Consider the following 26,160-nt stretch of genomic DNA (forward strand, 5'->3'; position numbering starts at 1 on the left):
GCTTCGAGGCTGTACTGATCGCGGGTATCGTCGCGCGTCGATACGAACAGATAGGCGCTTTCGCCGGTATAGTCGGACGGCAGGCTCGACTTCACCTTGCGATAGCCGCAGACGACGGTCAGCGAGCCGATGTCCTGCATATTGTGCTCGACCCGCACATAGCCGCCGTCGACATTGATACGGTGGCCGTTGAGCGTACCGGGGCAGGTCGGCGCATTGGCATTGCCACGGCACAGCGTCGTACCGGTGTCGAACGGGCTCGCGCCGGTGGTCTGGATGCCGGGGAAGCCGATCACGTCGAACAGGAAGCCGGCAGGGGACTCGTTGACGCTCGGCGGAGAGTCACCGCGGTCGCGAAGCATTTCGTAGGTGAACAGGACATTGGTGTCGGGACCCGGTTCCCAAAGCAGCTTGGCGCGCCCGCTGAAATAGCGGGTACCGCCCCAGCGCTGGCCGCGCGCGGGCACGTCCATTGGGATGAAGTCGACATTGTTGGTCTTGGTCAGCCGGTAATAGCCGTCGCTCTCCTGGAAGGAGCCGGCGACGCGGAAGAACAGATTGTCGGCCAGCGGCAGGTTGATCGCGGCCTTCACGTCCTTGGTGTTGAAGCTCGAGTAGCCGAGCCGCATTTCGGCGCCGAAGGTCTTTTCAGGCCGCTTGGTGATCACGTTAACGACGCCGCCGACGGTGTTCTTGCCGAACAATGTGCCTTGGGGGCCGCGCAGGACTTCGATCCGGTCGATGTCGAACAGGTCGAACAACTGGGTCTGGACGTGGGCGAGCACGAAATCGTCGACGACGACGCCGACCGCCGGTTCGAAGGTGAGGATGATGTCGCCGGTCGACTGGCCGCGAATACCGATCGAGGCGGCGTTGAAGCCCGGAACATTGGTGATGACGACGTTGGGAACGTCACCGGCCAGCGCGCGAATGTCGGTCGCGAACTTGCGGTCGATCGCTGCGGAGGAAAAGGCGGTGACGGCGACCGGCGTGTCCTGAAGAGACTCGCGGACGCGGCGGGCGGTGACGACGATGTCTTCCAGGCCGGCCGCCTGGCCCTGCCGTTCCGGTTCGGGCGCGGTCTGCGCCAGCGCCACGGTGCTCGTCGATGTCAAGAAGGCGATAGTCGCCGTTCCCAGGGCGCGCGTCGCACCCCGGAGCAGTCCTTTCATGGCTCTCTCTCCGTCCCTCGGGACCGTCCGCTGCTTGCGAGCGAATCGGCTGCCCCTCCTCGCGATCCATCCGATCGCCCTCATAAAGGAACATAGATGTTCATTTTTGAAAAGAGCAAAAAACATGCATGAATGATTTTTTCCCAGGCGGGTCGACCGGGATTTGGATACGTTGATCATTGCATTGTAAAATAACAATTGTTTCTGAAATGAGGGGACTGGGCGTAACCGCGACATGGGGCGTCGTCGCGATCTTTTCCCCAGCCTTTGTCTGCTCGGTTACCGACTATGTCGGCGGAAATGCTGCGCAGCATTGTCCGTGCCGAGGATAGCAGGCTGGTTCTTGCGCTTGACCTGCAGCGGACTACAGGCTGGGTTCGTGCGGTAGCGGCCCGTCGGCCGCAGGAGGAGAATGGCGTGATCCGGAAACATGGTCCCTGGGCCCTGCTGGCGGCGATCGGCGCCTTCGCGTTGGCGGTCGTTGCGACCAGCAGGGGCGAGATGATCAACGCCCTGTGGGTCGTTACGGCGGCGATCAGCGTCTTCCTGATCGGCTATCGCTATTATGCGCTGTTCATCGCGCGCACCGTGATGCGGCTGGACGGGTCGCGACCGACGCCGGCTGTCCGGCGGGGCGACGGGCTCGACTATGTGCCGACCGAGCGCAGCGTGCTGTTCGGCCATCACTTCGCGGCGATTGCCGGGGCGGGGCCGCTGGTGGGGCCGGTGCTGGCGGCGCAGATGGGCTATCTGCCGGGCACGCTCTGGATCCTGGCCGGCGTCGTGCTCGCCGGCGCGGTGCAGGACTTCATGATCCTGTTCATCTCGATGCGCCGCGACGGGCGCTCGCTGGGTGAGCTGGTGCGCATGGAAATGGGCATGGCGGCCGGCACGATCGCGCTGATCGGCGCCTTCATGATCATGGTCATCATTCTCGCCGTTCTGTCGCTGATCGTGGTCAAAGCGCTGGCCGAAAGCCCCTGGGGCAGCTTCACCGTCGCAGCGACCGTCCCGCTCGCGCTGATGATGGGCGCCTATACGCGCTGGATTCGCCCCGGCCGCATCGGCGAGGTGTCGCTGTTCGGTCTCCTTGGCCTGATCGCTGCGATCGTCTTCGGCCAGGCGGTCGCGCAGTCGCCGGTGTGGGGGCCGGCCTTCACCTTCACCCCGCTCCAGCTCTGCTGGATATTGATCGGCTATGGCGGCGTCGCGGCAATCCTGCCGGTCTGGCTGCTGCTGGCGCCGCGCGATTATCTATCGACCTTCCTCAAGATCGGTGCGATCGCCGCGCTTGCGGTCGGGATCGTCATCATGGCCCCGCCGCTGCGCATGCCGCCGCTGACGCAGTTCATCGGCGGGGGCGGGCCGGTCTGGTCGGGCGGGCTCTTTCCCTTCCTGTTCATCACCATCGCCTGTGGTGCGGTGTCGGGCTTCCACGCTTTGATCTCCAGCGGGACCACCCCCAAGCTGATTGCCAGCGAGGATCATGCGCCCGTCATCGGCTATGGCGCGATGCTGATGGAGGCCTTCGTCGCGATCATGGCGCTGGTCGGGGCGTCGATCCTCGATCCGGGCATCTATTTCGCGATGAACAGCCCGGCGGCGGTGCTCGGCAGCGACCCCGCCAGCGCGGCCGCCGCCGTCACCGCGATGGGCTTCCCGATCGCGCCGGACGTGCTGACCCAGGCCGCGAAGGACGTCGGCGAGGCGACGATCATTTCGCGCACCGGCGGCGCCCCGACGCTCGCGGTCGCGATGGCGGAAATCTTCAGCCATGTGATCGGCGGCAGCGCGATGAAGGCCTTCTGGTATCATTTCGCGATCCTGTTCGAGGCGCTGTTCATTCTGACCGCGGTCGACGCGGGCACGCGGGCGGGGCGCTTCATGCTGCAGGACCTGATCGGTACGGTGGTCCCGTCCTTCCGCGACAGCGGCGCGGTGGTGCCCGGCCTCATCGCCACGGCGCTGTGTGTCGGCGCCTGGGGCTTCTTCCTTCACCAGGGCGTCACCGATCCGCTGGGTGGGGTCAACACGCTGTGGCCGGTCTTCGGAATCTCGAACCAGATGCTCGCCGCCATCGCGCTGATGCTGGCGACGGTCGTCCTCTTCCGGATGAAGCAGGACCGCTATGCCTGGGTCACGCTGGTGCCGACCGGCTGGCTGCTGATCTGCACGACCACGGCGGGGTGGCTGAAGATCTTCTCGACCGATCCGAAGGTCGGTTTCCTTGCCCATGCAGCCCTTTTCTCGGACGCGGCCGAGCGGGGCGAACTCCTGGCCCCGGCCAAGTCGGCCGACCAGATGGCGCGGATCATCTTCAATGACCGCATCGACGCGGGCCTCTGTGCCCTGTTCCTCGTCGTGGTGCTGGCAATCGCCGTCTTCGCGCTACGCAGCTGCCTTGCCGCGCGGCGGCTCGACCGGCCGAGCGTCCATGAGATCGGCGGGGAGGCGGTTGTCTGATGGGCGAATTGTTCGGCATGATCGCGCGGACTGCGCGGATGATGGTCGGGCTGCCGGACTATGGCACCTATCTGCGCCATATGGCCGAGCATCATCCCGACCAGGAACCGATGGACCGCACCGCTTTCTTCCGCAACCGGCAGGACGCGCGCTATCGCGGCGGCGGCGGGCGCTGCTGCTGACGGCCGGGCGGTCCGCGTCGGCCATCAGCGGCTGGGCCGTCAGATGCGGGTGCCGCCGCGCGCCTCGACCATGTCCTGTCGGTTGGTGTCGAAGTCGCTCGCATCGTGCCGCTCGCGCAACTGCATGTCGGGGCTGCCGACCGCGCGGTTGACGATGCGCCCGCGCCGGACGGCGGGGCGATCGGCGACTTCCGATACCCAGCGGTCGAGATGCGGATATTCGTGGACCGACAGGAATTCCTGCGCGCCATAGGCGTCGCGCATGATCCCGCCATACCAGGGGAAGATCGCGATATCGGCGATCGTGTAGTCGTCGCCCGCCATGTAGCGATGCTTGGCCAGATGGGTGTCGAGCACGTGCAGCTGCCGCTTGGTTTCCATCGCGAAGCGGTCGATCGCATATTCGATCTTGATCGGCGCATAGGCATAGAAATGGCCGAGCCCCCCGCCGACATACGGCGCCGATCCCATCTGCCACATCAGCCAGTTCATGGTCTCGGCCCGGCGGTGGAGATCGGTCGGCAGGAAGGCGCCGAACTTTTCGGCGAGGTAGAAGAGGATCGACCCGCTCTCGAACAGGCGGACCGTGGGATCGACCGAGCGGTCGACCATTGCCGGGATCTTCGAATTGGGATTGATCGCAACGAAGTCGCTGCCGAACTGCGCGCCTTCCTGGATCGGGATCAGCCAGGCGTCATATTCGGCCCCGGCATGGCCGAGCGCGAGCAGCTCCTCGAGCATGATCGTGACCTTCTGGCCGTTCGGGGTGCCAAGCGAATAGAGCTGCAGCGGGTGCTTGCCGACTGGCAGTTCCTTGTCGTGGGTGGCGCCCGAGACGGGACGGTTGATGCTGGCGAAGGCGCCGCCGCTCGGCTTCTCCCAGGTCCAGACGCTCGGCGGGACATAGCCCGGGGGAAAGTTGTTCGCGGGGTCCTGATCGGCCATCGGTCGTTCCTTGGGGGATTATGTGTTGGGCAAGGCCAGAGCGAAGGCTATGGCCGGGGGCAAGCAGACATGATCGCAAAGATCGTATCGCGGCCAGAAAGTTCAACCACCGGACGGGTCGCGCACAGGCAAGAGGATGCACTATGCGGGTCAACGCACTCGACCATGTCAACATCGTCACCGATGATCTCGACGGCACGGCGCTCTTCTACGCCGAGCTTCTGTCGCTCGAACGCCGCGACGGCCCGGCGCCGCTGCTGCCCGAGCATGTCCAGTGGATGTACGATGCCGGCGGCCGGCCGATCCTCCACCTGAACAGCATGGATTGTCCTCGCTTCTACGACCGGCCGGTCGAAGCGGGGCCGACCGGGCCGATCCACCATGTCGCGCTCAATTGCTCGGGGTTCGAGGAGGTGCGCGGGCGGCTCGATGCGATGGGCGCCGACTACCGGACCAACAGCGCGGATTCGATCGGGCTGAAACAGATCTTCACCCAGGATCCCAATGGCGTTCTTCTCGAACTTAACTTCTTCGAGGGGCCTGCGCCCGCTTAGGGGTGGCCTGCCGCCGGGTCAGCACCTCCGCCTTGGCGAGGCATTCGCGCCATTCGCTCGCTTCGCTCGAGTCCGCGACGACGCCCGAGCCGATGCCATAGCGGGCGAATGGAGCGCCGGTCGGCCAGTCGAGGGTACGGATCGCAACGTTGAACTCGGCCGATCCATCGGGCGCAAACCAGCCGATCGACCCGGTGTAGATGCCGCGAGATTCGGGTTCGACCGCCAGGATGGCCTCTGTCGCGCGGATCTTCGGCGCGCCGGTGATCGATCCGCAGGGGAACAGCGCGCGCAGCAGGGCTTCGGCGCCGATGCCTTCGCGCAGGGTTCCGGTGACAGTCGAGGTCATCTGATGGATGGTCGGATAGGTCTCGACGTCGAACAGGCGCGGGACCGAGACGCTGCCGGGGAGGCAGATGCGGGCGATGTCGTTGCGCAACAGATCGACGATCATCAGGTTTTCGGCCTGCTGCTTGGGATCGTCCGACAGCGCCGCGACGGCGAGCCGGTCCTTCTCCGCGCTGGCGCCACGCGTAGCCGTGCCCTTCATCGGCCGGCACTCGATCGCCTGACCGTCGCGGCGAAAGAACAGCTCGGGCGAGAAGGAGAGGATCGATCGGTCGTCCGTGCGAAGGATTCCGCCATGCGGTGCGCGGGCATGGTCGCGTAGCGCGGCATAGAGCGCCACGGGATCGCCGCTCACCGGTACGCGGCAGGGAAAGGTCAGGTTGATCTGATAGACGTCGCCCGCCGCGATCAGCCGCTGGACCTCGGCGAAGGCAGCGGCATAGGCCCTTCGCTCGATCAGCGGCTCGGCGGCGCCGGCGGCGGCCTGCGCTGCGAGGTCGGCTGTCCAGTCGTCGGGCAGATCGGTGAAGCCCTCGAACAAGCCGAACCACAGCAGCGGTCCGCTCTCCGGCGGCAGCGGTCGCGCCAGTGCCGCCAGCCGGGGTTCGAGTGCCAGGCCCGCTTCGAAGGTCAGACAGCCTGCCGCGTGCAATCCGCTCGTCAGCGCCGCGTCGAGCCGGGTCAGCGCTTCGTCGACGTCGGCGCCCGTCCAGGCGACGATGGTGTCGACCGGCTGCGCATAGAGCCGATTCCTGCCCGATGCGGCCAGGACGGCGAAGCTGCCCGACAGATCGGGGACGGGGGGCATGGGGCGCTTCAGGCGCCTCGCGCCAGCGCGATGGTCGAGCGGGCGACGCCATTGGGCAGCGCCCCGGGCTTCGCCACCGAAATTTCGGCGCGCATCACGCGCGGATCGGCGAGCAGCGCCTCGCCTAGCTGGCGCGCGAAATTCTCGATCAGCCCGATGCTCCGGTCGGCCAGACGCCGGCATTCCTCGACGATGCGGTTATAGTCGATCGTATCGTTGATGGTGTCCGCTTCGGGCGGCAATATGTCGAGCTGGACCGCGACGATCAGCGACTGGCGCCGGTTCTTCTCATGGCTGTGCACGCCGATGAACGCCTCTACCCGAATGTCGTCGACGCAGACGCGCTGGTGGAGGACGACCGGGGCCGAACGGCTGCGCCGGTAGTGTGCGGTCGGGTCTAGCGATCCGTCCGCCGGGGCCCGGTCGATCATGCGCTTGCCTTGTGTCATGCGTCTTTCCCTGCAGGCCCGGATCACCCGGCTAGACTATCGCGGTCGGTTCGGCGAGGCGGCCGGGAGTCCAGGCTGTCGGGCCTCCGCATGATGCGTCCGCTCCGTCGGATCACGACCTCCCCAGTCCGATTCGCCGATTGCCATCGCTGGGCCGCGAAGGCAATGCGGGAGCCATGAGACTGCGCTCGCTCCTCTTCGTCCCCGGCGATCGGCCGGAGCGTTTTCCGAAGGCCGCTGCCAGCGGCGCGGATGCGCTGATCCTCGATTTGGAGGACTCGGTGGCGCCCGAAGCCAAGGCCCGTGCGCGCGAGGCGATCGGCGAATGGCTGCGCTCGGCGCCCCCGGTGCCGAGCTTCGTCCGCATCAACCCGCTCGATTCCGGGCATGTCGGCGCGGACCTGCGCGCGATCGTCGCGGCGCGTCCGGCGGGGATCGTCCTGCCCAAGGCCGAAGGGCAGGACTCGGTCGCACGGTTGCTCGAACTGGCGGGGGCCGATTGCCCGCCGATCCTGCCGATCGCGACCGAAACGCCGGCTGCCATCTTCGCGCTGGGCAGCTACCGGGCCTATGCCGAGCGTCTGGTCGGCCTGACCTGGGGTGCCGAAGATTTGCCGGCGGCGATCGGCGCAGCCAGTTCGCGCGAGGAGGACGGGCGTTACACCCCGCCCTATGAGATGGTCCGCGCGCTGACCCTGTTCGGCGCCCATGCGGCGGGGGTCGCCGCGATCGAGACGGTCTATCCGAACATCGCCGACAGCGAAGGCCTTGCCGCCTATGTCGCGCGCGGCCGGCGCGACGGCTTCACCGGCATGATGGCGATCCATCCGTCGCAGGTCGAAACGATCAATCGCGGCTTCAGCCCGAGCGAGGCAGAGATCGACCAGGCCAAGGCGATCGTCGCGCTGTTCGCAGCCCATCCAGGGGTTGGGGCCCTAAAGCTCGACGGCAAGATGGTCGATCGCCCTCACCTGAAACAGGCCGAGGCGCTCCTGGCCCGCGCGGGTGTGCTTTAGTCCGCAGGCTTCCGCCTCAGCAGCGCCGATCGCAGGCATTCGCAGACCACCTCGTCGCGCTGGTTCCGCAGGCGGTGGTGGAAGGTGACGATGCCGGCGTCGGGCCGTGACCGGGACTCGCGCAGTTCGACGACCTCGCTCTCGGCGCGCATCGTGTCGCCGATGAAGACCGGCTTCGGCATGACCAGCTTGTCATAGCCGAGATTGGCGACGAGCGTGCCCAGCGTCGTGTCGCCGACCGACAGGCCGACCATCAGCGCGAAGGTGAAGGTGCCGTTGACGAGGATCTGCCCGAACTCGCTCTGACGCGCGGCCTCGGCATCGAGATGGAGCGGCTGCGGATTGTGGGTCATCGTCGAGAAGAGGAGATTGTCGGTCTCGGTAACCGTCCGGCGGATGTCGTGCGTCAGGCGATCCCCCACCGTCCATTCGTCGAACCAGCGTCCCGCCATCCCGGCCTCCTTCTGCTTGCGCTGTCGGGAGGATAGAAGGCGCGGCGCGCTCGGCAAAATCGAAACATTGCCCGGCGGCGCATAGACGCGACCTATGGCCGGCGCCGCTTCAACTGGCGCTGGTCATGTCCGTACCTCGTCCATATCATGTCAAAACATTGCCATGTTCCGAGGTGCAATCTTTTGCAGGACAGGGCGGTTGACGCATTCGCGGTGCCCCCATACCTGAATCACCTCCGTCCCGATGAGGAAGACCGTGACGTCCAGTACCATCCTGTTGGTTGAAGACGATCCCTCGCTCCGGGTCCTGACCGCGCGCGCGCTGCAGGAGAATGGCTATACGGTCCGTCCGGCCTCCACGGCGCCGGAAATGTGGATCATCTTCAATGCCGAGCCGGTCGACCTGATCCTGCTCGACATCATGCTGCCCGGCACCAGCGGCATCGAGCTTTGCCGGCAGGTCCGCCAGAAGAGCGACGTGCCGATCATCTTCATCAGCGCCAAGGGCAGCGAGACCGACCGCGTGATCGGGCTTGAAATCGGCGCCGACGATTATCTGCCCAAGCCGTTCAGCACGCGCGAGCTGATGGCGCGGGTGCGCGCCGTGCTGCGGCGTGGCGGCATGGACCGGCAGAGCGACGTCAGCCGGCGCAACGAGGCATCGTTCGACGGCTGGACCGTCAATTTCCCACGCCGCGAGCTCACCTCACCCACCGGCGCCATCGTCGACCTTACGGGGGCCGAGTTCGATCTGCTCTCCAGCTTCGTCCACAATGCCCAGCGGGTGATCGCGCGCGAGAGGCTGATCGAGCTGTCGCGGACCCGGCTGGGCGACGCCTCCGACCGGAGCATCGACGTCCTCGTCAGCCGGCTGCGCCGCAAGCTGCAGAGCGCGGGCAAGGATGCGCCGATCACCACGGTGCGCGGCGTCGGCTATATGTTCAACGCCGAGGTCTCGCGCAGTTGATCCATCTGGTGCGCCCATCGCTTGGGCTGGTGGGGCGGATCCTGATCATCCTGCTCCTGACGGTATCCGTCGAGTTCTGCACCAGCACGATGCTGTACGAGCGGGCGAGCCAGTTTTCGTTGCGCGAGGACGAGGCGCACCGCCTGGCCGAGCATCTGGTCATCACCCGCAAGCTGATCGCCGAGAGGCCACCGCGTGAGCGGCCGGCGATGGCGTCGCTGCTGACCACCGATCGTTATGACGTGCGCTGGGGCGAGTCTCTGCCCGATCCGCCGCGCATGGCGCCCGAACTGCGCGAGATGCGCGACCAGATCGTCAGCTGGGAACCGTCACTGGCCGATTCCGAAATGCGGCTGCAGCTGAAGTCGCCGGGGCTCAACTCGATGGTCGTCGGCGGCATGACCCTGCCCGATGGCAGCTGGATCACCTTCGGCACACGCGACGTCGAGAGCGGCTGGGATCTCGCCATTGGTCGGGTCATCCTGGCGCTGGTCCCGGCGATGGCGCTGCTCGTGATCGGCAGCTTGCTGATCAGCAACACGCTGAAGCCGATCCGGATGCTGGCGCAAGCGGCCGAGCGCTATGGCTATGGCGACCGTATCATCCTGCCCGAGGTGGGGAGCGGGGAGGTGCTGCGCGTGGTCAAGGCGTTCAACGCCATGCAGGACCGCATCCAGCGCCTGATCCAGGACCGGACCCAGGCGCTGGCGGCAGTCGGCCATGATCTGCGCACCCCGATCTCCAGGCTGCGTCTGCGCATCGACATGGTCGCCGACGGCGCGACGCGCGACGCCATGCAGCGCGATGCGATCGAGATGGAAACGATGATCGCCTCGCTGCTCGCCTTCCTCGGCGGCGACGAGAATGACCAGCCGCGGGTCCGGTCCGATGTCGCGGTGATGGCTGCGACCGTCGTCGACGATGCCACCGACCATGGGCATGACGTGCGCTATGAAGGGCCCGAACATTTCGACGCCTTCGTTCGCCTCTACGATCTCAAGCGCGCGCTCGACAATCTGGTGACGAACGCGCTGCGCCATGCGCAGACGGTTACCGTGACTCTCATTCCGATGGACGAGCGCGTGATCCTGCGGGTGGTGGACAATGGGCCCGGAATTCCCGAGGCCGATCTGGAGGCGGCGAAGCAGCCATTCGTCAGGCTCGATACGGCGCGCGAGCGGAACACCGAGGGGCTGGGCCTGGGGCTTGCCATCGTCGAACGGATCGTGGGCGCCCACGCAGGGGAGTTGCGGCTGACCAACCGGCCCGAAGGGGGCCTGCAGGCCGATATCGATATTCCCGTGAAAGGCGCGCAGAAGCTCGCTTGACCGCTGTCCGCAGTCGTTTCGTCGACAGCAATGATTTTTTACAGGGACGCTGCGCCGCCGCAAAGAGACTGCCCGATATTCGAGGCTCCCGCCGTCTTACCGGCGCACATTTCGGAGTCCAGAAATGAACGAGCTGATCGGACGCGTAGTCACGTTCCAGTCCAATACATTTCCCAGCAACAGCGACCTTTATGGCAAGCTGGCTCGGGATGGGCAGAGTCCCAAGGCCCTGATGATCTCCTGCGCCGATTCGCGCGTGGTGCCCGAGTTCATCGTTCAGGCGGCTCCGGGCGACCTGTTCGTTTGCCGCAATGCGGGCAACATCGTTCCCCCTTATTCGCAGGCCAATGGCGGCGTTTCGTCGACGGTCGAATATGCGGTCATGGTGCTGGGTGTGCGCGACATCATCGTCTGCGGTCACTCCGATTGCGGCGCCATGAAGGCCCTTGCCAATCCCGGCTCGCTCGAAGGCATGCCCAACGTCGCCGCCTGGCTGCGCCATTCGCATTCGGCGCAGAAAGTGGCCGCTGAAGCCTATCCGCAAGCAGGCGACAATGATCGTGCGCGCATCATTGCGCTCGAAAATGTCGTGACGCAGCTGTCGCATCTGCGCACCCATCCGTCGGTCGCCGCTGCGATCGCGCGCGGCGAACTCGCTTTGCATGGCTGGTTCGTCGACATTCATGCGGGCGAAGTGCTCGGTCTCGACGGCAAGACCGGCCGGTTCACCCCGATGACCGCCGACAAGCCGCTTCCGGTCGCGCTTCCGGCTGCCCAGCGCCTGGCCGCCGACCTGCTTCAGGAAGCCGCAGAATGAAAGCCGCCTCCGCCTCCCTCTTTTCGGGGGCCACGCTGTCACGCGACTTCACGGCGTCGATCGTCGTGTTCCTCGTGGCTTTGCCGCTCTGCATGGGCATCGCCATCGCTTCGGGCGTTCCGCCTGAAAAGGGCCTGATCACCGGGATCATCGGCGGCATCGTCGTCGGCCTGCTCGCGGGGTCCCCGCTGCAGGTCAGCGGTCCCGCCGCCGGCCTGGCCGTGATCGTGTTCGAAATCGTCCGCGATTTCGGTCTGGCGGCGCTCGGTCCGATATTGGTGCTGGCGGGGGCTATCCAGTTCGTCGCGGGCGTTTTCCGTCTCGGCGGCTGGTTCCGTGCCATCTCGCCGGCGGTTGTCCACGGCATGCTCGCCGGTATCGGGGCGCTGATCGTCGTCGGCCAGTTCCACGTCCTGTTCGACGCCAAGCCGCTGGCCAACGGCCTGCAGAATCTGGCGGCGATGCCCGGCCGCATGCTCGGCCTGTCCGCGTCCAACATCGAGGCGGCCGAACTGGCCTTCGCGATCGGCCTGTTGACCATCGTCGCGATGATCGGTTGGGAGAAGCTCAGGCCCAAGTCGATGAAGCTCGTGCCGGGTGCACTGATCGGCGTGATCGCCGGTACCGTCGCCGCATGGGCGTTCGGCCTGTCGATCACGCGGGTCGACGTGCCCGAATCGATCGTCGCGGCCGTCGCTCCTCCGGGCGAGGGCTTCCTCGGCCAGATCATGCAGCCGGCGCTTCTGGTGACTGCGATCGCGATCGCTTTCATCGCCAGCGCGGAAACCCTGCTGTCGGCGGCTGCGGTCGACCGCATGCACGATGGCGTGCGGACCGATTATGACAAGGAACTGCGCGCTCAAGGCGTCGGCAATTTCCTCTGCGGTCTTGCGGGTGCCTTGCCGATGACAGGCGTCATCGTCCGCAGCTCGGCCAATGTGCAGGCAGGCGCGATGACGCGTCTGTCGGCGGTTCTCCATGGCGGCTGGCTCCTCGCCTTCGTCGCGCTGCTGCCCTGGCTGCTGCGCGAGATCCCGATGGCCTCGCTCGCGGGTGTGCTGGTCGTGACCGGCTGGCGGCTCGTGTCGGTCTCGCATGTCCAGCATCTGTTCAAGCATCATGGCGTGCTGCCGGCGATGATCTGGGTCGCGACCTTCGTCATGGTCGTCTCCACCGATCTGCTGACCGGCGTGCTGGTGGGCCTGGCCCTGTCGATGATCGAGCTGCTGCCGCATGTCCGCAAGCTGAAGCTGAAGGTCGACACCGCCGAGAAGGCCGACGAGAGCGAGGTTCGGCTCGAAGGGGCGGCGACATTCGTGGCCTTGCCCAAGGTCTCCAAGGTGCTGGAATCGATCCCCGGCGGTCGTCCGGTCCGCCTCGACATGCGCGAGGTTCCCGCGATCGACCACAGCATGGCCGAGATGATCGGCGAGTGGGTTCGCCGCCACCGATCGGGGGGCGCCCAGGTCCGGGTCGATTGCGACGAGGAGCACCTCCGCCGCATGGCAGCCTAACCTGCCCTAAACGTAAGGTGTTGCAACAGCGTCACGCTCCCCGAACAAGGAGCGTGGCGCTGTCTTTTAGAAACAATTTGTAACAATCTAGAAACGTACCGCTGAACCTCATCTCCATAATGAGCGTGTCGAATGGAGACGCGATCCGCATAGAGATGGCGCACGTCGATGAGGAGGGACGATCCTAAACCGAAAAGGGGATTGTCTTTATGCGCTTTCCGAAACTCACCGCCGCAGTCCTGGCTCTTGCTGCCGCCACGCCGGCTCTCGCTCAGGACGAGGAAAGCTCCGCCTTCACCGTGACCGGCAGCGTCGGTCTCGTTTCCGATTACCGCTTCCGCGGTGTGTCGCAGAGCGACAAGGAAATGGCGATCCAGGGCGGTATCACCATCAACCACGAAAGCGGCTTCTATGCCGGCACCTGGGGCTCGAACCTGTCGGGCTGGGGCACCTTCGGCGGTTCGAACATGGAACTTGACCTGTTCGGCGGCTACAAGGTGCAGCTGACTGACGCGGTCGCGGTCGACACCGGCCTGACCTGGTTCATGTATCCCGGCGGCGCCGACAAGACCGACTTTGCTGAACTCTTCCTCAAGCTCAGCGGCACCGCTGGCCCGGTCAACCTTCTCGGTGGTGTCGCTTACGCACCCAAGCAGGAGGCGCTCGGCCGCTGGTATTTCAACGGCACTTCGGCCGGCACGGGCATTCCCGATGCGCCGGGCGACAAGGAAGACAATCTCTATATCTGGGGCGACATCTCCAGCTCGATCCCGAACACGCCTGTGACTCTCAAGGGCCACCTCGGCTATTCGAACGGCAATTCGGGCCTCGGCCCGAACGGAACCAGCGTTGCACCCACCGGCAAATATCTCGACTGGCTGGTCGGAGCGGACGTCGCGGTCGGACCGGTCGTACTCGGCGTGTCCTACATCGACACCGACATCTCGAAGAGCGAGTCGGCCTATCTGTTGCCGAACTTCTCGTCGACGAAGAACGGCTCGTCGATCGCCAGCGGCAAGGTGGTCTTCTCGGTCAGCGCCGCTTTCTGATCCGTTGACAATGCAAGGACGGGGCGTGCCGCTGGCGCGCCCCGTTTTTCATGCCGGGAAGCGCATCGACGCTGAAAGAAAGTAGCAGAAACATTTCGTTGCAAAGATGCTAATGACGCATCGCAGCAATTTCTCCTGCAAAGATCGGCGGATATCCGCGCTTTCCGAAAGGGGCTGGCGAGCTGTGGCGCAATCGCCATAGGTGGGATTCAGCTGTCGTCCTGCGTGCCCGCTGATCGACCCTTTGCGTCGCTCTGATCGAGGAAGCCCGTTTGCCTATTTGCGAATCGATCGCAATAAATGGCGGCGTAGACGAAGCCATGCCCACCGATATGCTGAAGACCCTGACTTATCTTTCCCTGCACTTGACTATCGGGTTCGGCGTGGCCTATGCCCTGACCGGATCGGTTCAGATCGCGGGCGGCATCGCGCTGATCGAACCCTGCGTCAACGCCGTCGCCTTCTTCTTCCACGAACGCGCCTGGAAACGCCATGAGATAGCGCGACGCGTTGGCGCGCCCATCGCGGCCTGAGCTGCTTCAATCAGCGGCGGCGTCCTCTCGCCGGGCGAACCGCAGGATCAGGAAGCCGAGCATGCCGGCCAGAAGCGATCCGGCGAGAATGCCGATCTTCGCCTCGGCCTGCAGGATCGGCTGCCCGGCAAAGGCGAGGAGCGTGATGAACAGGCTCATCGTGAAGCCGATACCGCACAGGAGAGCGGTCCCGAACAGCTGTGCCGGGGTGGCGTGAGCGGGCATGTCGGCGATTCCCGCCCGGACCGCGACTAGGGATGTCCCGAAAACGCCCACGACCTTGCCGATCAGCAGTCCAAGGCCGACTCCAAGCGTTATCGGCGCGGTGAACGCCTCCGGCGGAAGGCCAATGACGCGCACTCCGGCATTGGCCAGTCCGAAGATCGGCAGGATCAGGAAGGAGACCGGCATGTGCAGCAAATGTTCGAGCCGATGCAGCGGGCTACGGGTCTCGGAGTCCGGACGACCGGGCGTTTCCTGCAGGGGTATGGCAAAGGCAAGGGCGACCCCCGCCAGCGTGGCGTGGACGCCGGAGCCCAGGACCAGCACCCATAGGATGAGCCCCATGAGCAGATAGGGGGAAAGCCGACGAACGCCCAGCCGGTTCATCGCAAACAGCAGGCCGGCGCAGCCGGCTGCGCCGGCGAGATGCGGCAGCGACAGCTCCGCCGTGTAGAACAGCGCGATGATGATCACGGCGCCGAGATCGTCGATGATGGCGAGCGCGGTGAGGAAGATGCGCAGGGAAACGGGAACGCGCTTGCCCAGCAGAGCCAGGACACCCAGCGCGAAGGCGATGTCTGTCGCCGCCGGTATGGCCCAGCCATGGGCCGTCGGACCCGGATTGAAGATCAGATAGACGAGCGCAGGCACCGCCATGCCTCCGGCGGCGGCCAGCCCCGGCAATATCCGGCGCGGCCAGGAAGACAGTTGCCCGTCGAGCACCTCCCTTTTGATCTCCAGCCCGACCAGCAGGAAGAAGATCGCCATCAGCCCGTCGTTGATCCAATGCTGGACCGACAAGGGACCTATGAAGACATGGAGTGCGTGCTCATAGGCCAGGCCCAGGGGGGAATTGGCGATGACGAGCGCAAGCGCGGCGCAGGCCATCAACATCAGGCCGGCGGACGCCTGGCCGTGGAAAAACTGGCGAAGCGCGCTGCGCGGTTTCAGGCGGGACAGGACCATCGGGCCTCCGGGCATGAGTCTGACCGCTGGCGGCCCGACCAACGGCAAAACCTGCCCGCCCCAGCGGGACGTGCACCCGCCGTTGCTATTGCAGAGGCCTATCCCCCTCGCAACCCCGCTCGGCTACCGACGTCTGTACCGAAAATACCAGACTTCGTGGCCCTTCGCCCGTGCCTTCGCTTCGTAGCGCGTTTCGGGCCAGTCGTCGGGGCGGACGAGGAAATCGTGCGGGGTTTCGCCGAGCCATTCGAAATCGGGGGAGCGGCCCATCACCATCATCGCCCAGCGAACATAGACGGGGTGGTCGGTACCGAAACGGAATTCGCCGCCGGGCTTCATCTTGCGCGCGATCAGGCCGATCGGCCCGTCGTTCATGAAGCGGCGCTTGGCGTGGCGCGCCTTCGGCCAGGGATCGGGATGGAGCAGCCAGGCCCGTTCGAGCGAAGCGTCGGGGAGCCGTTCGAGCACGTCGATCGCGTCGCCCATATGCAGCCGGACATTGTCGAGGCCCAGTTCGTCAATCTTCAGCAGCGCACCGACGACGCCGTCGAGAAAGGGCTCGCAGCCGATGAAGCCGTGGTTGCGGCGCTGCGACGCCTGCCAGGCCATATGCTCGCCCTTGCCGAAGCCGATCTCGAGCTCCAGCGGCCGATCGTCGCCGAACAGCACGGGCGCGTCGAGCGCACCGGTTTCCTGCACGCTGATCTCGGGCAACAGGCGCTCGACCAGTTCCGCCTGTCCCTGCCGCAGCTTGTGTCCCTGCCGGCGCCCGTAGAGGCGCCGGATCGAGAGCGGATCATTCATGGTCGCGACCTATTTCGTAGACGGCCGCCGGCGGCAGGTTGCGCAGCGTGCTTGACAGGCGCCGGGCCTTGAGCCCGAGCCGGTCCATGACGGGCTTCCGCACCGGGCAGACCGGGCTGTAGCTGAACTGGTAGAGGCGTCCGCCGGGGCGCATCAGATCGAAACAGCCGCGCATGATCTTCATCTGCTGGGCGACGTTCATGCTCAGGATCGGAAGTCCGGAGATGGTCGCACCGGCAAGTCCGTTGGCGAACAGCGCGCGGTGGCGGTGTACGCCAGCCGCGTCGCCGCGCACGACGCGGGCCTGCGGGAAGCGCGTTTCGAGCATGCGCGCGAAGTCCGCCTCATTCTCGATCAGGATAAGATCCGATTCCTGCAGTCCCCGGTCGAGCAGCGCCTTTGTGAAGACGCCCGTGCCGGGGCCGAGTTCGATCACCGGGGCCATGTCGGGGGTGATGTGCGCGGTGATGAGGCGGGCGAGCGAGGGCCCCGAAGGTGCCACGGCGGCAATACCGAGCGGATCCCGCGCCCAGGCGCGCAGGAAGGCTGCGAGATCCGACATGGGCGCTCCGCTCGAGGTCACGACGCTGCCCTACTCGCTTCCCGCCACACTGCGCCAGAGGAAAGAAACGGCTGTTCAACAATAAGCCCGGCCGGGACAGCCGGGCCGGGCTATGGCGATCAGGCGAGGGCGGCCTTGAGCTTGTCGACCAGGTCGGTCCGCTCCCACGGGAACAGGTCACCCTCGGCCTTGCGCCCGAAATGGCCATAAGCGGCGGTCTTGCGGTAGATCGGCTTGTTGAGGCCGAGATGGGTGCGGATACCGCGCGGGGTCAGCTTGCCAAGCGCTTCGATGCCCTGGATCGCGGTCTCGATCGCGGCGTCGGTGATGCCTTCGCTCGCGGTGCCGTGCGTGTCGACATAGAGCGAGAGCGGCTCGGACACGCCGATCGCATAGGCCAGCTGGATCGTGCAGCGGCGGGCAAGGCCGGCGGCGACGATGTTCTTGGCGAGATAGCGGCTGATATAAGCGGCCGAGCGGTCGACCTTGGTCGGGTCCTTGCCCGAGAAGGCACCGCCGCCATGGGGGGCCGCACCGCCATAGGTGTCCACGATGATCTTGCGGCCGGTAAGGCCCGCGTCGCCGTCCGGCCCGCCGATCTCGAAGCTGCCGGTCGGGTTGATGTGATAGACGGTCTTGTCCGACAGAAGCTCGGCCGGGAGGATGTCGGCGACGACCTGCTTCACATAGGCCTTGAGCTCGGCTTCCTTCTCACCCTCGTCATAGCCTTTGCCATGCTGGGTCGAGACGACGATCGCCGTCGCGGCGGCCGGCTTGCCATTTTCGAAGCGCAGCGTGACCTGGCTCTTGGCATCGGGTTCGAGGAAGGGGGCGGCGCCGGAGTGGCGGTCGGCGGCCATGCGCTCGAGAATCTTGTGGCTGTAATAGAGGGTGGCCGGCATCAGGTCGGGGGTCTCGTCGCAGGCGAAACCGAACATGATGCCCTGGTCGCCGGCGCCCTCATCCTTGTTGCCGCTGGCGTCGACGCCCTGCGCGATGTGGGCGGACTGGCCGTGAAGATTGTTCTCGAAGCGGAACTGGTTCCAGTGGAAGCCGTCCTGCTCATAACCGATTTCGCGCACCGTCTCGCGGACGATCTTCTCGATCTCTTCCTGCGCGCCGGCGGCCCAGGCGCCATTCTCATAGACGCCCTTGCAGCGGATCTCACCGGCAAGCACGACCAGCTGGGTGGTCGTCAGCGTCTCGCACGCGATGCGCGCCTCCGGGTCCTTCGACAGGAAGAGGTCGACGATGGCGTCCGAAATCTGATCGGCAACCTTGTCGGGATGGCCTTCGGACACGCTCTCGGAGGTGAAGAGATAGTTGCTGCGCATAGGTACTGACTGACCCTCTTGGGATGATAGTCGCCTGATAAGGCGCTCGCTGCGAATAGGATATAAAGAGTTCGTTATATCGCCCTTAGCGCCGCTTGCTCGCGTCCGCAACGGGCGACGTCCTGAGCCGCGGCTACTACGGATTCGGAACCGGCCTCTGAAAACCCCTTACGAAATATACCGGACATTAATCTGATTCGGGACATGAGCGAGGCTTGGACAAAAGGGGATTCGCCCCGAGGAACCACATTATGCCTTACAAGGTTGCGATCGACTGGCTCTATGGCTGCCCGCGAGACCCCTCCGCAGAGGAGAATCGTGCCACCACGGCCGCGCGGCGTGTTTTCGAGCGGGCCGGGATCGACGGCTGCACGGCCGAAAAGGATTATTTCGCGCAGGGCGGGCTGTTCGGCAACGAGGCTGCCATGACGGGCCTGGCAAGGGTCTGGCTGGACGCGCGCGATGCGGCCAACATGGCGGCGACCGAGAGCTGGCCCGATCCGACCCGCGCCCGCATCTCGATCGAGTGCCGACCGAACAGCTGACGTTTCGACAGGCAGAAGCGCCCCGGGGGCGGCGGGACGCTTCAGGCCCGGCCGCGCACCGCGAAAGCGAGACCTGCCGCAGTCAGCAGCAGCGCGAAGACCATCGGCAGCAGGTTGCCATGGCGCGAGAAAGGCGTCGTGGGGCGGACTGGTGGTAGCGGCGCGTTGATCGCCCCCGACTGTCGCCATGGGAGGGCGTGGAGCAACCGGCCGTCGGCATCGACGATCGCCGAAATTCCGGTCGGCGTCGATCGGATGACCGGGATGCCCTCTTCTACCGCCCGCAGGCGGGCCTGGGCGAGATGCTGGGGCGGGCCCCAGCGCCCGAACCAGGCGTCGTTGGACGGATTGAACAGGAAGTCCGGCCGGTTGCGCGCATCGACCACCTGTCCCGAAAAGATGATTTCGTAGCAGATCTGGATTCCGGCTTTGCCGAAGCCGGGAAGCGGCAGCGTGGCCGGGCCGGGGCCTGGCAGGAAATCGACATTGCCCTGGACGAGGCGCGACAGTCCGATCGCCGACAGTATCGGTCGTGCCGGCAGATATTCGCCATAGGGAACGAGATGGGCCTTGTCGTAACGGCCTATGATCCTGCCCTGCGGATCGAGGCCGAACAGGCTGTTATGCGCCGCCGTCAATTGCCCCGCGCGGTCGAAGATCAGCGAATCCCCGCCCAGCAGGATGCGGTCGCCCGGCCCCAGCAAAGCGGCAATCCGTGCGCGGGCGTCGGGATCGATCTCCAGAAAGTCGGCCGTGGCCGCCTCGGGCCACAGGATCAGCCGGGGCCGGGGGCCGGGCGGTCCCGTCAGCGTCTGCAGCCGCTCCAAATTCTTGCGCTGGAGCGCAGGATCCCATTTCTCGTTCTGGTTGATGTTGGGCTGAACCACGGTCAGCAGCGGCCCATTGCCGGGCGGCAGAGGGCGGAGCAACCAGGCCGACAGGATCTGAGCGAGCATCGCCACGAGCAACGCCCAGCCGACCCGTTGCCACCGGATCCGCTTCGTGCCCGGCAGGATCGCCAGCAACCAGATGCCCGACAGCAGCACGATCCATCCCGACAACCCATAGGTTCCGAACAGACGGGTCAGGCCGATCCAGGCGGGTTCCGCGCTGTCGGGCGCGACCAGGACTGCGCCGAGCGGGTTCCATGCGAAACCGGTGAACAGCGTCGCTCGCATATATTCGGTGACGATCCAGCTGGCGGCGAACAGGGGGATGAACGCCGCCGGTGCGGGCGCCGGCAGTTCGACCTCCCGGGCTGGCTCCATCCCCTCGGGAATGAGGCCCTTCAGCTTCGCCCGCCGCCGCTCTCCATCGAGACGGAAGCGACGCAGATGCAGCGCCAGCGGAAGGCGGTGCAACGACCAGGCGAGGATGCAGGCGAGCATCGGATAGACCGCCAGATAGAGCGCGAGCAGGAAGACCGCGATGCCGCCCAGCCAGTGGGGCATGGCGTCCTGATAGGTGAAGGCCTGCGCGATCCAGTTGTTGCCGAAGGTGAAATGCCCGACCCCGAACGCCCAGCCGCGCCACGCGACGTCGCGCAGCCGGTCCGCGCGCATCGTCAGCCCCATGAGCGCGGCGATGCACAGCAGCGTGATCGCCCACCAGTTGAGAGGAGCGAAGCCGAGGGCCGAGGCGAGGCCGAGCGCAAAAGCGATGGCCGGGTATTTCAGGGGGACGAGTTTCTGCATCACCGGCTTTTAGGATTGCGGTGGCCCCCCAATATCCTGTGGGCCAATCGACCGAAACCCGTGGTCGGCTATTTGGTGTCATGGAATGCAAAAAATTCCGCCGGGCCGCCGCTTGACAGCGTCATGGGGCCTTCACATATGCCCGCTAGCACTCGCTGACGGTGAGTGCTAAAAGTTTCCAGTCTGAGGGAATCGACAGGGCCGCTTCCGGCTCGTCGAAAGTTGCTAGGAAAGGGTGAAGCGCATGAGTTTCCGTCCGCTGCACGATCGCGTTCTTGTTCGCCGCGTCGAAGCCGAGGAAAAGACCGCTGGCGGTATCATCATCCCGGATTCGGCCAAGGAAAAGCCGCAGGAAGGCGAAGTCGTTGCCGTCGGCAACGGCGCCAAGGCCGACGACGGCAAGGTTACGCCGCTCGACGTCAAGGCCGGCGATCGCATCCTGTTCGGCAAGTGGTCGGGCACCGAGGTGAAGGTCAACGGTGAAGACCTGCTGATCATGAAGGAAAGCGACATTCTGGGCGTCGTCGGCTGAGCTGCCGCACCGGAATTTCCTGAACATCTACCCGTTATAAACATACAGCTAGAGGAATAGAGACCATGGCAGCGAAGGACGTTAAGTTTTCGCGCGACGCACGTGAGCGCATTCTGCGCGGCGTCGACATTCTCGCCGATGCGGTAAAGGTCACGCTGGGGCCGAAGGGCCGCAACGTCGTTATCGACAAGTCGTTCGGCGCCCCGCGCATCACCAAGGACGGCGTTACCGTCGCCAAGGAAATCGAACTGAAGGACAAGTTCGAGAACATGGGCGCGCAGATGGTCCGCGAGGTTGCCTCGAAGACCAACGATCTGGCCGGCGACGGCACGACCACCGCGACCGTTCTGGCGCAGGCGATCGTCCGCGAAGGCATGAAGTCGGTTGCGGCCGGCATGAACCCGATGGACCTCAAGCGCGGTATCGATCTCGCGGTCACCAAGGTCGTCGAGAACCTGAAGGCGCGTTCGAAGCCGGTTTCCGGTTCGAACGAAGTCGCCCAGGTCGGCATCATTTCGGCCAATGGCGACAAGGAAGTCGGCGAGAAGATCGCGGAAGCGATGGAGAAGGTCGGCAAGGAAGGCGTGATCACCGTCGAAGAGGCGAAGGGTCTCGAATTCGAGCTCGACGTCGTCGAGGGCATGCAGTTCGACCGCGGCTATCTGTCGCCTTACTTCATCACCAACCCCGAGAAGATGCAGGTCGAGCTCAACGACCCGTACATCCTCATCCATGAGAAGAAGCTCTCGAACCTGCAGGCGATGTTGCCGATCCTCGAGGCCGTCGTGCAGTCGGGTCGCCCGCTGCTGATCATCGCCGAGGACATCGAGGGCGAGGCTCTGGCCACGCTCGTCGTCAACAAGCTGCGCGGCGGCCTGAAGGTCGCAGCGGTCAAAGCACCGGGCTTCGGCGATCGCCGCAAGGCGATGCTCGAGGATATCGCGATCCTGACCAGCGGCGAGATGATCTCCGAGGATCTCGGCATCAAGCTCGAGAACGTCACGGTCGGCATGCTCGGCACCGCCAAGCGCGTCACCATCGACAAGGACAACACCACGATCGTCGACGGTGCCGGTTCGGCCGACGCGATCAAGGGCCGTGTCGAGGCGATCCGCAAGCAGATCGAGAACACCACGTCCGACTATGACCGCGAGAAGCTCCAGGAGCGTCTGGCGAAGCTGGCCGGCGGCGTCGCCGTCATCAAGGTCGGCGGTGCGACCGAGGTCGAGGTGAAGGAGCGCAAGGACCGCGTCGACGACGCGCTGCATGCGACTCGCGCTGCGGTCGAGGAAGGCATCGTTCCCGGCGGCGGTACCGCGCTGCTCTATGCCACCAAGGCTCTCGAGGGCCTGAAGGGCGCGAACGACGACCAGACCCGTGGTATCGACATCATCCGCAAGGCGATCACCGCCCCGGTGAAGCAGATCGCCCAGAATGCCGGCCATGATGGCGCGGTCGTCTCGGGCAACCTGCTGCGCGAGAATGACGAGACCAAGGGCTTCAACGCCTCGACCGACGTCTATGAGAACCTCGTCGCCGCCGGCGTGATCGACCCGACCAAGGTCGTCCGCACCGCGCTGCAGGACGCAGCCTCGGTCGCCGGCCTGCTCATCACCACCGAAGCGGCGATCTCCGAATCGCCCGAGGACAAGCCGGCGATGCCCATGGGCGGCGGCATGGGTGGCATGGGCGGAATGGGCGGCATGGACTTCTGATCGGCCTTGCGGCGGGCGCTTCGCCGTCCGCCGCAGCCATCGGTGTCCGCCGACCATCCGGTCATCGGAAAAGGAAAGGGCCCGGGGGTTATCCTCCGGGCCCTTTTCTCATGATCAGCCCCTGATGGGCCAGGCTGGGCGGCGCCGTGGCCGGCGGGTTATCGCGTCGACCCGGACAGGGCGAGCACCGGAGGCAGCACATTGCAGATGTCGACGCCGCCTGCCGGGCGGATGAAGAACACGTCCTGCCGGTTGGCGCGTGCTTTGGTCCAGGCGGCGAAGGTGGCGCTGTCGGTCTTCATCACCTCGAAGCGCGGACGCTCTCCGGCGGGCAGGTCCGCTGCGATGCGGGCGCTGGTGATCACGGGTCGCGCTTCGCCCTCCTTGTAGAAGCCGAGCATCTCGGTGCCACGCGGAAGCGCCGCCAGCATCTCCATGCCCGCCAGCACCCGGCCGACGGTCGCGATGTTGCGGTCGAGATGGCGTGGTGCGTGTCCGTTGACGACATAGAGTTCGGCTCCCGTGCCGGTATCGGGTGCGACGTTCCGGCCTACCCCGACCATGCCGTAGCAATGCGGCAGCCAGGCGAGCCCTTGGCCGTCGGCCGCCACGGGCCAGCCACCGGCATGGCCTACTTTGGCCGCATAAGGGTCCGGATAGGGCAAGGCACGCAGGTCGAGCCCCGCTGCAGGCCGCTCATATTCCGCAGGCGGCGCCGCGACGATCTCGGCGGGCAGCGGCTTCTTCTCGGTCGCGTCGCCCCACTGGACGACATAATTGTCCTGGACCCGGTTGATCGCGGTCCCGTCGAACCAGCCGGCGCGGACCAGCTTTCGGATATTGTCGACATGGACCGGGGCGAACTCCGGCGCGAGCGCGATCACGACGCGGCGCCCGCCGTCGAAGTCGAGCAGCAGCACATCCTCGTCGGGAAAGGCCTGCCAGTCGTTCGACTGGCTGGCGGCAAGAATTTCTCCCGCTGTGGCAGGGGCCTTGCCCGCATGCGGTGCCGGCGACGCCGCGAGCAGGGGCAACAGCGCCGACAGGATCAGAATGGCTTTCACACTTCGTGCAACGGAGCGGACGGGGTGGCTGGATGCTTTTGGGGTCATCCCCGCATGATACATGCTCCAGCGCCTTGCGGAAGCCGCCGCGCCAAGCTAGGGAGCCAGCCTTCCAGTGCATGCGGAGCGGTGGCCGAGTGGTCGAAGGCGCTCGCCTGGAAAGTGAGTATACGGCAAAACCGTATCGAGGGTTCGAATCCCTCCCGCTCCGCCATTCTACATTGAAAAATAGGCATAATTTCGGCGATTGGTTCGGCGTTACCAATAAGGCCCCCTAAACCGAATAATGCTTTGTCTCTCCATGAGCGGCTGACTGGCGTTTGGACGATTCGGCTCGTCGCATTTGTTTGCCGCGTTATTGATTTGTAGGATTTTCCCTACTACCTGAGACGGCAATGGAGCCCGCCAGGCCTCTGCCCCTCGGGGTATGCACACTTGGTGGGCCTTTTTTTTGTGAGCGAATTGCGGCTAAGCCAGCCCTATGGCTCGCACCTTTAGTAAACCCTCGCTCACATTGGCGCAGCAAATCGCCCACCTTCGCAATGAAGGAATGACGGTTGCGGATGTCCTGCGTGCGGAGCATTGGCTGGCCAACGTCAGCTACTATCGGTTGAGCGCCTATTGGCTGCCGTTTGAATATCCGAAAGGAAGTCCCGCGCCTCGCTTTCGGCCGGGAACCGACTTCGACACCATCACCGCTCTGTATACGTTTGATCGAAACCTAAGGCATCAAGTGGCGCGCGCTGCCGAGCATGTTGAGGTTGCGCTTCGCGGCAGTTGGGCCTTTGCCTTGGCGCAGCAGGGCGGCAGCCATGGCTATCTCAATGCCTCGCTCTACTCTGACCGGAAGATATTTCACGATAACCTTGGGCGGCTGGCGCGCGAAGTTGGCACCTCTCCCGAAACCTATATTGAGCATTACCGCCGCACATATAGCGAGCCAGCTATGCCAGCCGTGTGGATGGTAGCTGAAATGATGACCTTCGGGGCTCTTTCTCGCTGGTATTCATCGTTGGCGGACAAGGCGCTGCGCAATCGGATAGCTGCAAAGTTGGGCCTCCCGGAGGCGCTTCTAGTGCCGCTGGTCAAGCACCTCGTCACCGTCAGAAATATTTGCGCTCATCACGGCCGGCTGTGGAATCGCCGCTTCAAGGTATCTCCGCGCTTACCGCTAAAGCCCACCGATTTAGCGGGGACACTTGACTATACAGTCACATCGGCACCGGGCACCCTCTACAACACGCTCACCCTGCTAGCACACCTCATGCGCATCATCGCCCCAACATCGACGTGGCGCGATGACATGAAGGCTCTGCTATCAGTGCATCCGACTGGCGATCTACCCGCAATGGGCTTTCCTGCGAATTGGGCGACCCGGCCGTTATGGGCTTAAGATTATGATTGGACCGCCTTCTGGGCCGTTAGGCGCGTTCATCGGAGTCTAGCCGTGCCCAGCTCGGCAACTCCCATTCGGCATCCTGCTCGCGCAATCTGGCGATAACAGCCTTGCGAAACGGTAGCGATGCCGCGCGCGCAGCCCTATTGTCAGCAACGCGCTTCTGGTGCGACATGCCAGCATAGGTGCGGACGCGTCTGTTCACATCGTCCCAAAATGGATGATCGAAGAGGCCTTCCCAATGGAGGTACTGGCCTTTGACCCAGAGCCAAGGCTTGCCGTCACGCTCGTAAGCAACAATGCGCTCATGGGTGACGGTATCCTCCGCCAGTTGGTCCACCTCATCGATTTTGAAGCGCGGCAGTTTCTCGGCCTTACGGCCATCCCACCAGTGCAGTGCAGCGATAGCGATCAGGAAGGCCGCGCCAGCGGGCCAGCCATAGTCCCGGCCAAACGCATAGGTGCCCACGAATACCACGCCGACCATGACAACCTTATTGACCTCGCGGGATGCAATATTGCGGATTCGTTGATCCATTTGCAGGTAATCAATACGTCGATCGCGCTCCCGCTCGAACGCCTCCCGTGCACGTTCATTGCGCCGCACGTCCAACTTTCGCTGATCTTCGGCGCGCTCGTCGTCGGTACGCTCATCGTTTCCCAATATCTGCCGGAACGACTTCCCTATGTCGTCGTGCTCGTCGGTCATCCCATCCTCCCCCGAAAAGG

26 protein-coding genes and 1 tRNA gene are annotated in these 26,160 nt (G+C 65.0%); 15 read left to right on the forward strand and 12 right to left on the reverse strand.

Annotated features, from left to right (window positions below; translation table 11 throughout):
• A partial coding sequence (locus tag KAY22_RS01605) for a TonB-dependent receptor plug domain-containing protein (protein WP_296619291.1) occupies positions 1-1,172 on the reverse strand: 1,172 nt, incomplete at its 3' end.
• A gap of 420 nt (positions 1,173-1,592) precedes the next feature.
• Here KAY22_RS01605 and KAY22_RS01610 point away from each other — a divergent pair.
• Complete coding sequence (locus KAY22_RS01610; RefSeq protein ID WP_296619440.1) at positions 1,593-3,635, forward strand: carbon starvation CstA family protein; 2,043 nt, start codon at positions 1,593-1,595, stop codon at positions 3,633-3,635.
• Entirely contained in the window at positions 3,635-3,817 is a 183-nt protein-coding gene (locus KAY22_RS01615; RefSeq protein WP_296619292.1) for a YbdD/YjiX family protein, read from the forward strand. The genes KAY22_RS01610 and KAY22_RS01615 overlap by 1 nt, the downstream gene beginning before the upstream one ends.
• Before the next feature lie 39 nt (positions 3,818-3,856).
• Here the strand turns inward: KAY22_RS01615 and yghU are convergent, their stop codons facing one another.
• Complete coding sequence (yghU, locus tag KAY22_RS01620; protein WP_296619294.1) at positions 3,857-4,762, reverse strand: glutathione-dependent disulfide-bond oxidoreductase; 906 nt, start codon at positions 4,760-4,762, stop codon at positions 3,857-3,859.
• 143 nt (positions 4,763-4,905) lie between these two features.
• On the opposite strand from yghU, the gene KAY22_RS01625 reads away from it, so the two are divergent.
• Positions 4,906-5,316: a VOC family protein gene (locus KAY22_RS01625; protein WP_296619296.1), complete on the forward strand. Its 411-nt coding sequence runs from the start codon at positions 4,906-4,908 to the stop codon at positions 5,314-5,316.
• Here the strand turns inward: KAY22_RS01625 and pabB are convergent.
• Positions 5,285-6,472 (reverse strand): aminodeoxychorismate synthase component I, encoded by a 1,188-nt coding sequence (gene pabB / locus KAY22_RS01630; RefSeq protein ID WP_296619300.1) that lies wholly within the window; start codon positions 6,470-6,472, stop codon positions 5,285-5,287. The genes KAY22_RS01625 and pabB overlap by 32 nt on opposite strands.
• Positions 6,473-6,480: 8 nt before the next feature.
• Positions 6,481-6,921 carry a dihydroneopterin aldolase gene (locus KAY22_RS01635; RefSeq protein WP_296619302.1) on the reverse strand — a complete coding sequence of 147 codons (441 nt, stop codon included), beginning with the start codon at positions 6,919-6,921 and terminating at the stop codon, positions 6,481-6,483.
• 176 nt (positions 6,922-7,097) lie between these two features.
• Here KAY22_RS01635 and KAY22_RS01640 point away from each other — a divergent pair, with 176 nt between their 5' ends.
• Positions 7,098-7,937, forward strand: a complete 840-nt coding sequence (locus KAY22_RS01640) for a CoA ester lyase (RefSeq protein ID WP_296619307.1) — start codon at positions 7,098-7,100, stop codon at positions 7,935-7,937.
• On the opposite strand, the gene KAY22_RS01645 is transcribed toward KAY22_RS01640, so the two are convergent.
• Positions 7,934-8,389, reverse strand: coding sequence for a MaoC family dehydratase (locus tag KAY22_RS01645; RefSeq protein ID WP_296619310.1), 456 nt, complete (start codon positions 8,387-8,389; stop codon positions 7,934-7,936). The genes KAY22_RS01640 and KAY22_RS01645 overlap by 4 nt on opposite strands.
• Before the next feature lie 256 nt (positions 8,390-8,645).
• Here KAY22_RS01645 and KAY22_RS01650 point away from each other — a divergent pair, with 256 nt between their 5' ends.
• The 6 genes from KAY22_RS01650 to KAY22_RS01675 all read left to right on the forward strand — a co-directional run bounded on the left by KAY22_RS01650 (position 8,646) and on the right by KAY22_RS01675 (position 14,597).
• Positions 8,646-9,356, forward strand: a complete 711-nt coding sequence (locus KAY22_RS01650) for a response regulator transcription factor (protein ID WP_296619312.1) — start codon at positions 8,646-8,648, stop codon at positions 9,354-9,356.
• Positions 9,357-9,364: 8 nt separating this feature from the next.
• Positions 9,365-10,684: an ATP-binding protein gene (locus KAY22_RS01655; protein WP_296619314.1), complete on the forward strand. Its 1,320-nt coding sequence runs from the start codon at positions 9,365-9,367 to the stop codon at positions 10,682-10,684.
• Positions 10,685-10,808: 124 nt separating this feature from the next.
• A complete protein-coding gene (locus KAY22_RS01660) occupies positions 10,809-11,501 on the forward strand; it encodes a carbonic anhydrase (protein ID WP_296619316.1) in 693 nt (230 codons plus the stop codon).
• The gene (locus KAY22_RS01665) at positions 11,498-13,015 is read left to right on the forward strand and encodes a SulP family inorganic anion transporter (protein WP_296619318.1); all 1,518 of its coding nucleotides are present in this window, start codon (positions 11,498-11,500) and stop codon (positions 13,013-13,015) included. Before KAY22_RS01660 ends, KAY22_RS01665 begins: the two co-directional genes overlap by 4 nt.
• A gap of 209 nt (positions 13,016-13,224) precedes the next feature.
• Complete coding sequence (locus tag KAY22_RS01670; protein ID WP_296619319.1) at positions 13,225-14,064, forward strand: TorF family putative porin; 840 nt, start codon at positions 13,225-13,227, stop codon at positions 14,062-14,064.
• Positions 14,065-14,384: 320 nt separating this feature from the next.
• Positions 14,385-14,597: a DUF2061 domain-containing protein gene (locus tag KAY22_RS01675; RefSeq protein ID WP_296619321.1), complete on the forward strand. Its 213-nt coding sequence runs from the start codon at positions 14,385-14,387 to the stop codon at positions 14,595-14,597.
• Between the two features lie 6 nt (positions 14,598-14,603).
• Here the strand turns inward: KAY22_RS01675 and nhaA are convergent, their stop codons facing one another.
• The 4 genes from nhaA to metK form a co-directional block, all read right to left on the reverse strand.
• On the reverse strand, positions 14,604-15,785 hold the full coding sequence (gene nhaA, locus KAY22_RS01680) for a Na+/H+ antiporter NhaA (RefSeq protein ID WP_296619324.1): 1,182 nt from the start codon (positions 15,783-15,785) through the stop codon (positions 14,604-14,606).
• 123 nt (positions 15,786-15,908) lie between these two features.
• Positions 15,909-16,589: a tRNA (guanine(46)-N(7))-methyltransferase TrmB gene (locus KAY22_RS01685; protein ID WP_296619325.1), complete on the reverse strand. Its 681-nt coding sequence runs from the start codon at positions 16,587-16,589 to the stop codon at positions 15,909-15,911.
• The gene (locus KAY22_RS01690) at positions 16,582-17,151 is read right to left on the reverse strand and encodes an SAM-dependent methyltransferase (protein WP_296619329.1); all 570 of its coding nucleotides are present in this window, start codon (positions 17,149-17,151) and stop codon (positions 16,582-16,584) included. The genes KAY22_RS01685 and KAY22_RS01690 overlap by 8 nt, the downstream gene beginning before the upstream one ends.
• A gap of 119 nt (positions 17,152-17,270) precedes the next feature.
• On the reverse strand, positions 17,271-18,485 hold the full coding sequence (metK, locus tag KAY22_RS01695) for a methionine adenosyltransferase (protein WP_296619332.1): 1,215 nt from the start codon (positions 18,483-18,485) through the stop codon (positions 17,271-17,273).
• Positions 18,486-18,736: 251 nt separating this feature from the next.
• Between metK and KAY22_RS01700 the strand changes: the two genes are divergently transcribed.
• Positions 18,737-19,030 carry a hypothetical protein gene (locus KAY22_RS01700; RefSeq protein ID WP_296619335.1) on the forward strand — a complete coding sequence of 98 codons (294 nt, stop codon included), beginning with the start codon at positions 18,737-18,739 and terminating at the stop codon, positions 19,028-19,030.
• A 41-nt stretch (positions 19,031-19,071) separates the two neighbouring features.
• On the opposite strand, the gene lnt is transcribed toward KAY22_RS01700, so the two are convergent.
• Entirely contained in the window at positions 19,072-20,724 is a 1,653-nt protein-coding gene (gene lnt / locus KAY22_RS01705; RefSeq protein ID WP_296619338.1) for an apolipoprotein N-acyltransferase, read from the reverse strand.
• 244 nt (positions 20,725-20,968) lie between these two features.
• On the opposite strand from lnt, the gene groES reads away from it, so the two are divergent.
• Complete coding sequence (gene groES / locus KAY22_RS01710) at positions 20,969-21,256, forward strand: co-chaperone GroES (RefSeq protein WP_296619342.1); 288 nt, start codon at positions 20,969-20,971, stop codon at positions 21,254-21,256.
• Between the two features lie 65 nt (positions 21,257-21,321).
• The gene (gene groL / locus KAY22_RS01715) at positions 21,322-22,971 is read left to right on the forward strand and encodes a chaperonin GroEL (RefSeq protein ID WP_296619346.1); all 1,650 of its coding nucleotides are present in this window, start codon (positions 21,322-21,324) and stop codon (positions 22,969-22,971) included.
• A gap of 158 nt (positions 22,972-23,129) precedes the next feature.
• Here groL and KAY22_RS01720 read toward each other — a convergent pair whose 3' ends face one another.
• On the reverse strand, positions 23,130-24,035 hold the full coding sequence (locus KAY22_RS01720; RefSeq protein WP_366514054.1) for a peptidylprolyl isomerase: 906 nt from the start codon (positions 24,033-24,035) through the stop codon (positions 23,130-23,132).
• Positions 24,036-24,158: 123 nt separating this feature from the next.
• Between KAY22_RS01720 and KAY22_RS01725 the strand changes: the two genes are divergently transcribed.
• Positions 24,159-24,249 (forward strand) — tRNA-Ser (locus KAY22_RS01725).
• Between the two features lie 267 nt (positions 24,250-24,516).
• Positions 24,517-25,428 (forward strand): Abi family protein, encoded by a 912-nt coding sequence (locus tag KAY22_RS01730; protein ID WP_296619354.1) that lies wholly within the window; start codon positions 24,517-24,519, stop codon positions 25,426-25,428.
• A gap of 28 nt (positions 25,429-25,456) precedes the next feature.
• Here the strand turns inward: KAY22_RS01730 and KAY22_RS01735 are convergent, their stop codons facing one another.
• Positions 25,457-26,140 (reverse strand): hypothetical protein, encoded by a 684-nt coding sequence (locus KAY22_RS01735; RefSeq protein ID WP_296619357.1) that lies wholly within the window; start codon positions 26,138-26,140, stop codon positions 25,457-25,459.
• Positions 26,141-26,160 lie beyond the last annotated feature (20 nt).

Source organism: Rhizorhabdus sp., from assembly GCF_018006725.1.
Classification (GTDB): domain Bacteria; phylum Pseudomonadota; class Alphaproteobacteria; order Sphingomonadales; family Sphingomonadaceae; genus Rhizorhabdus.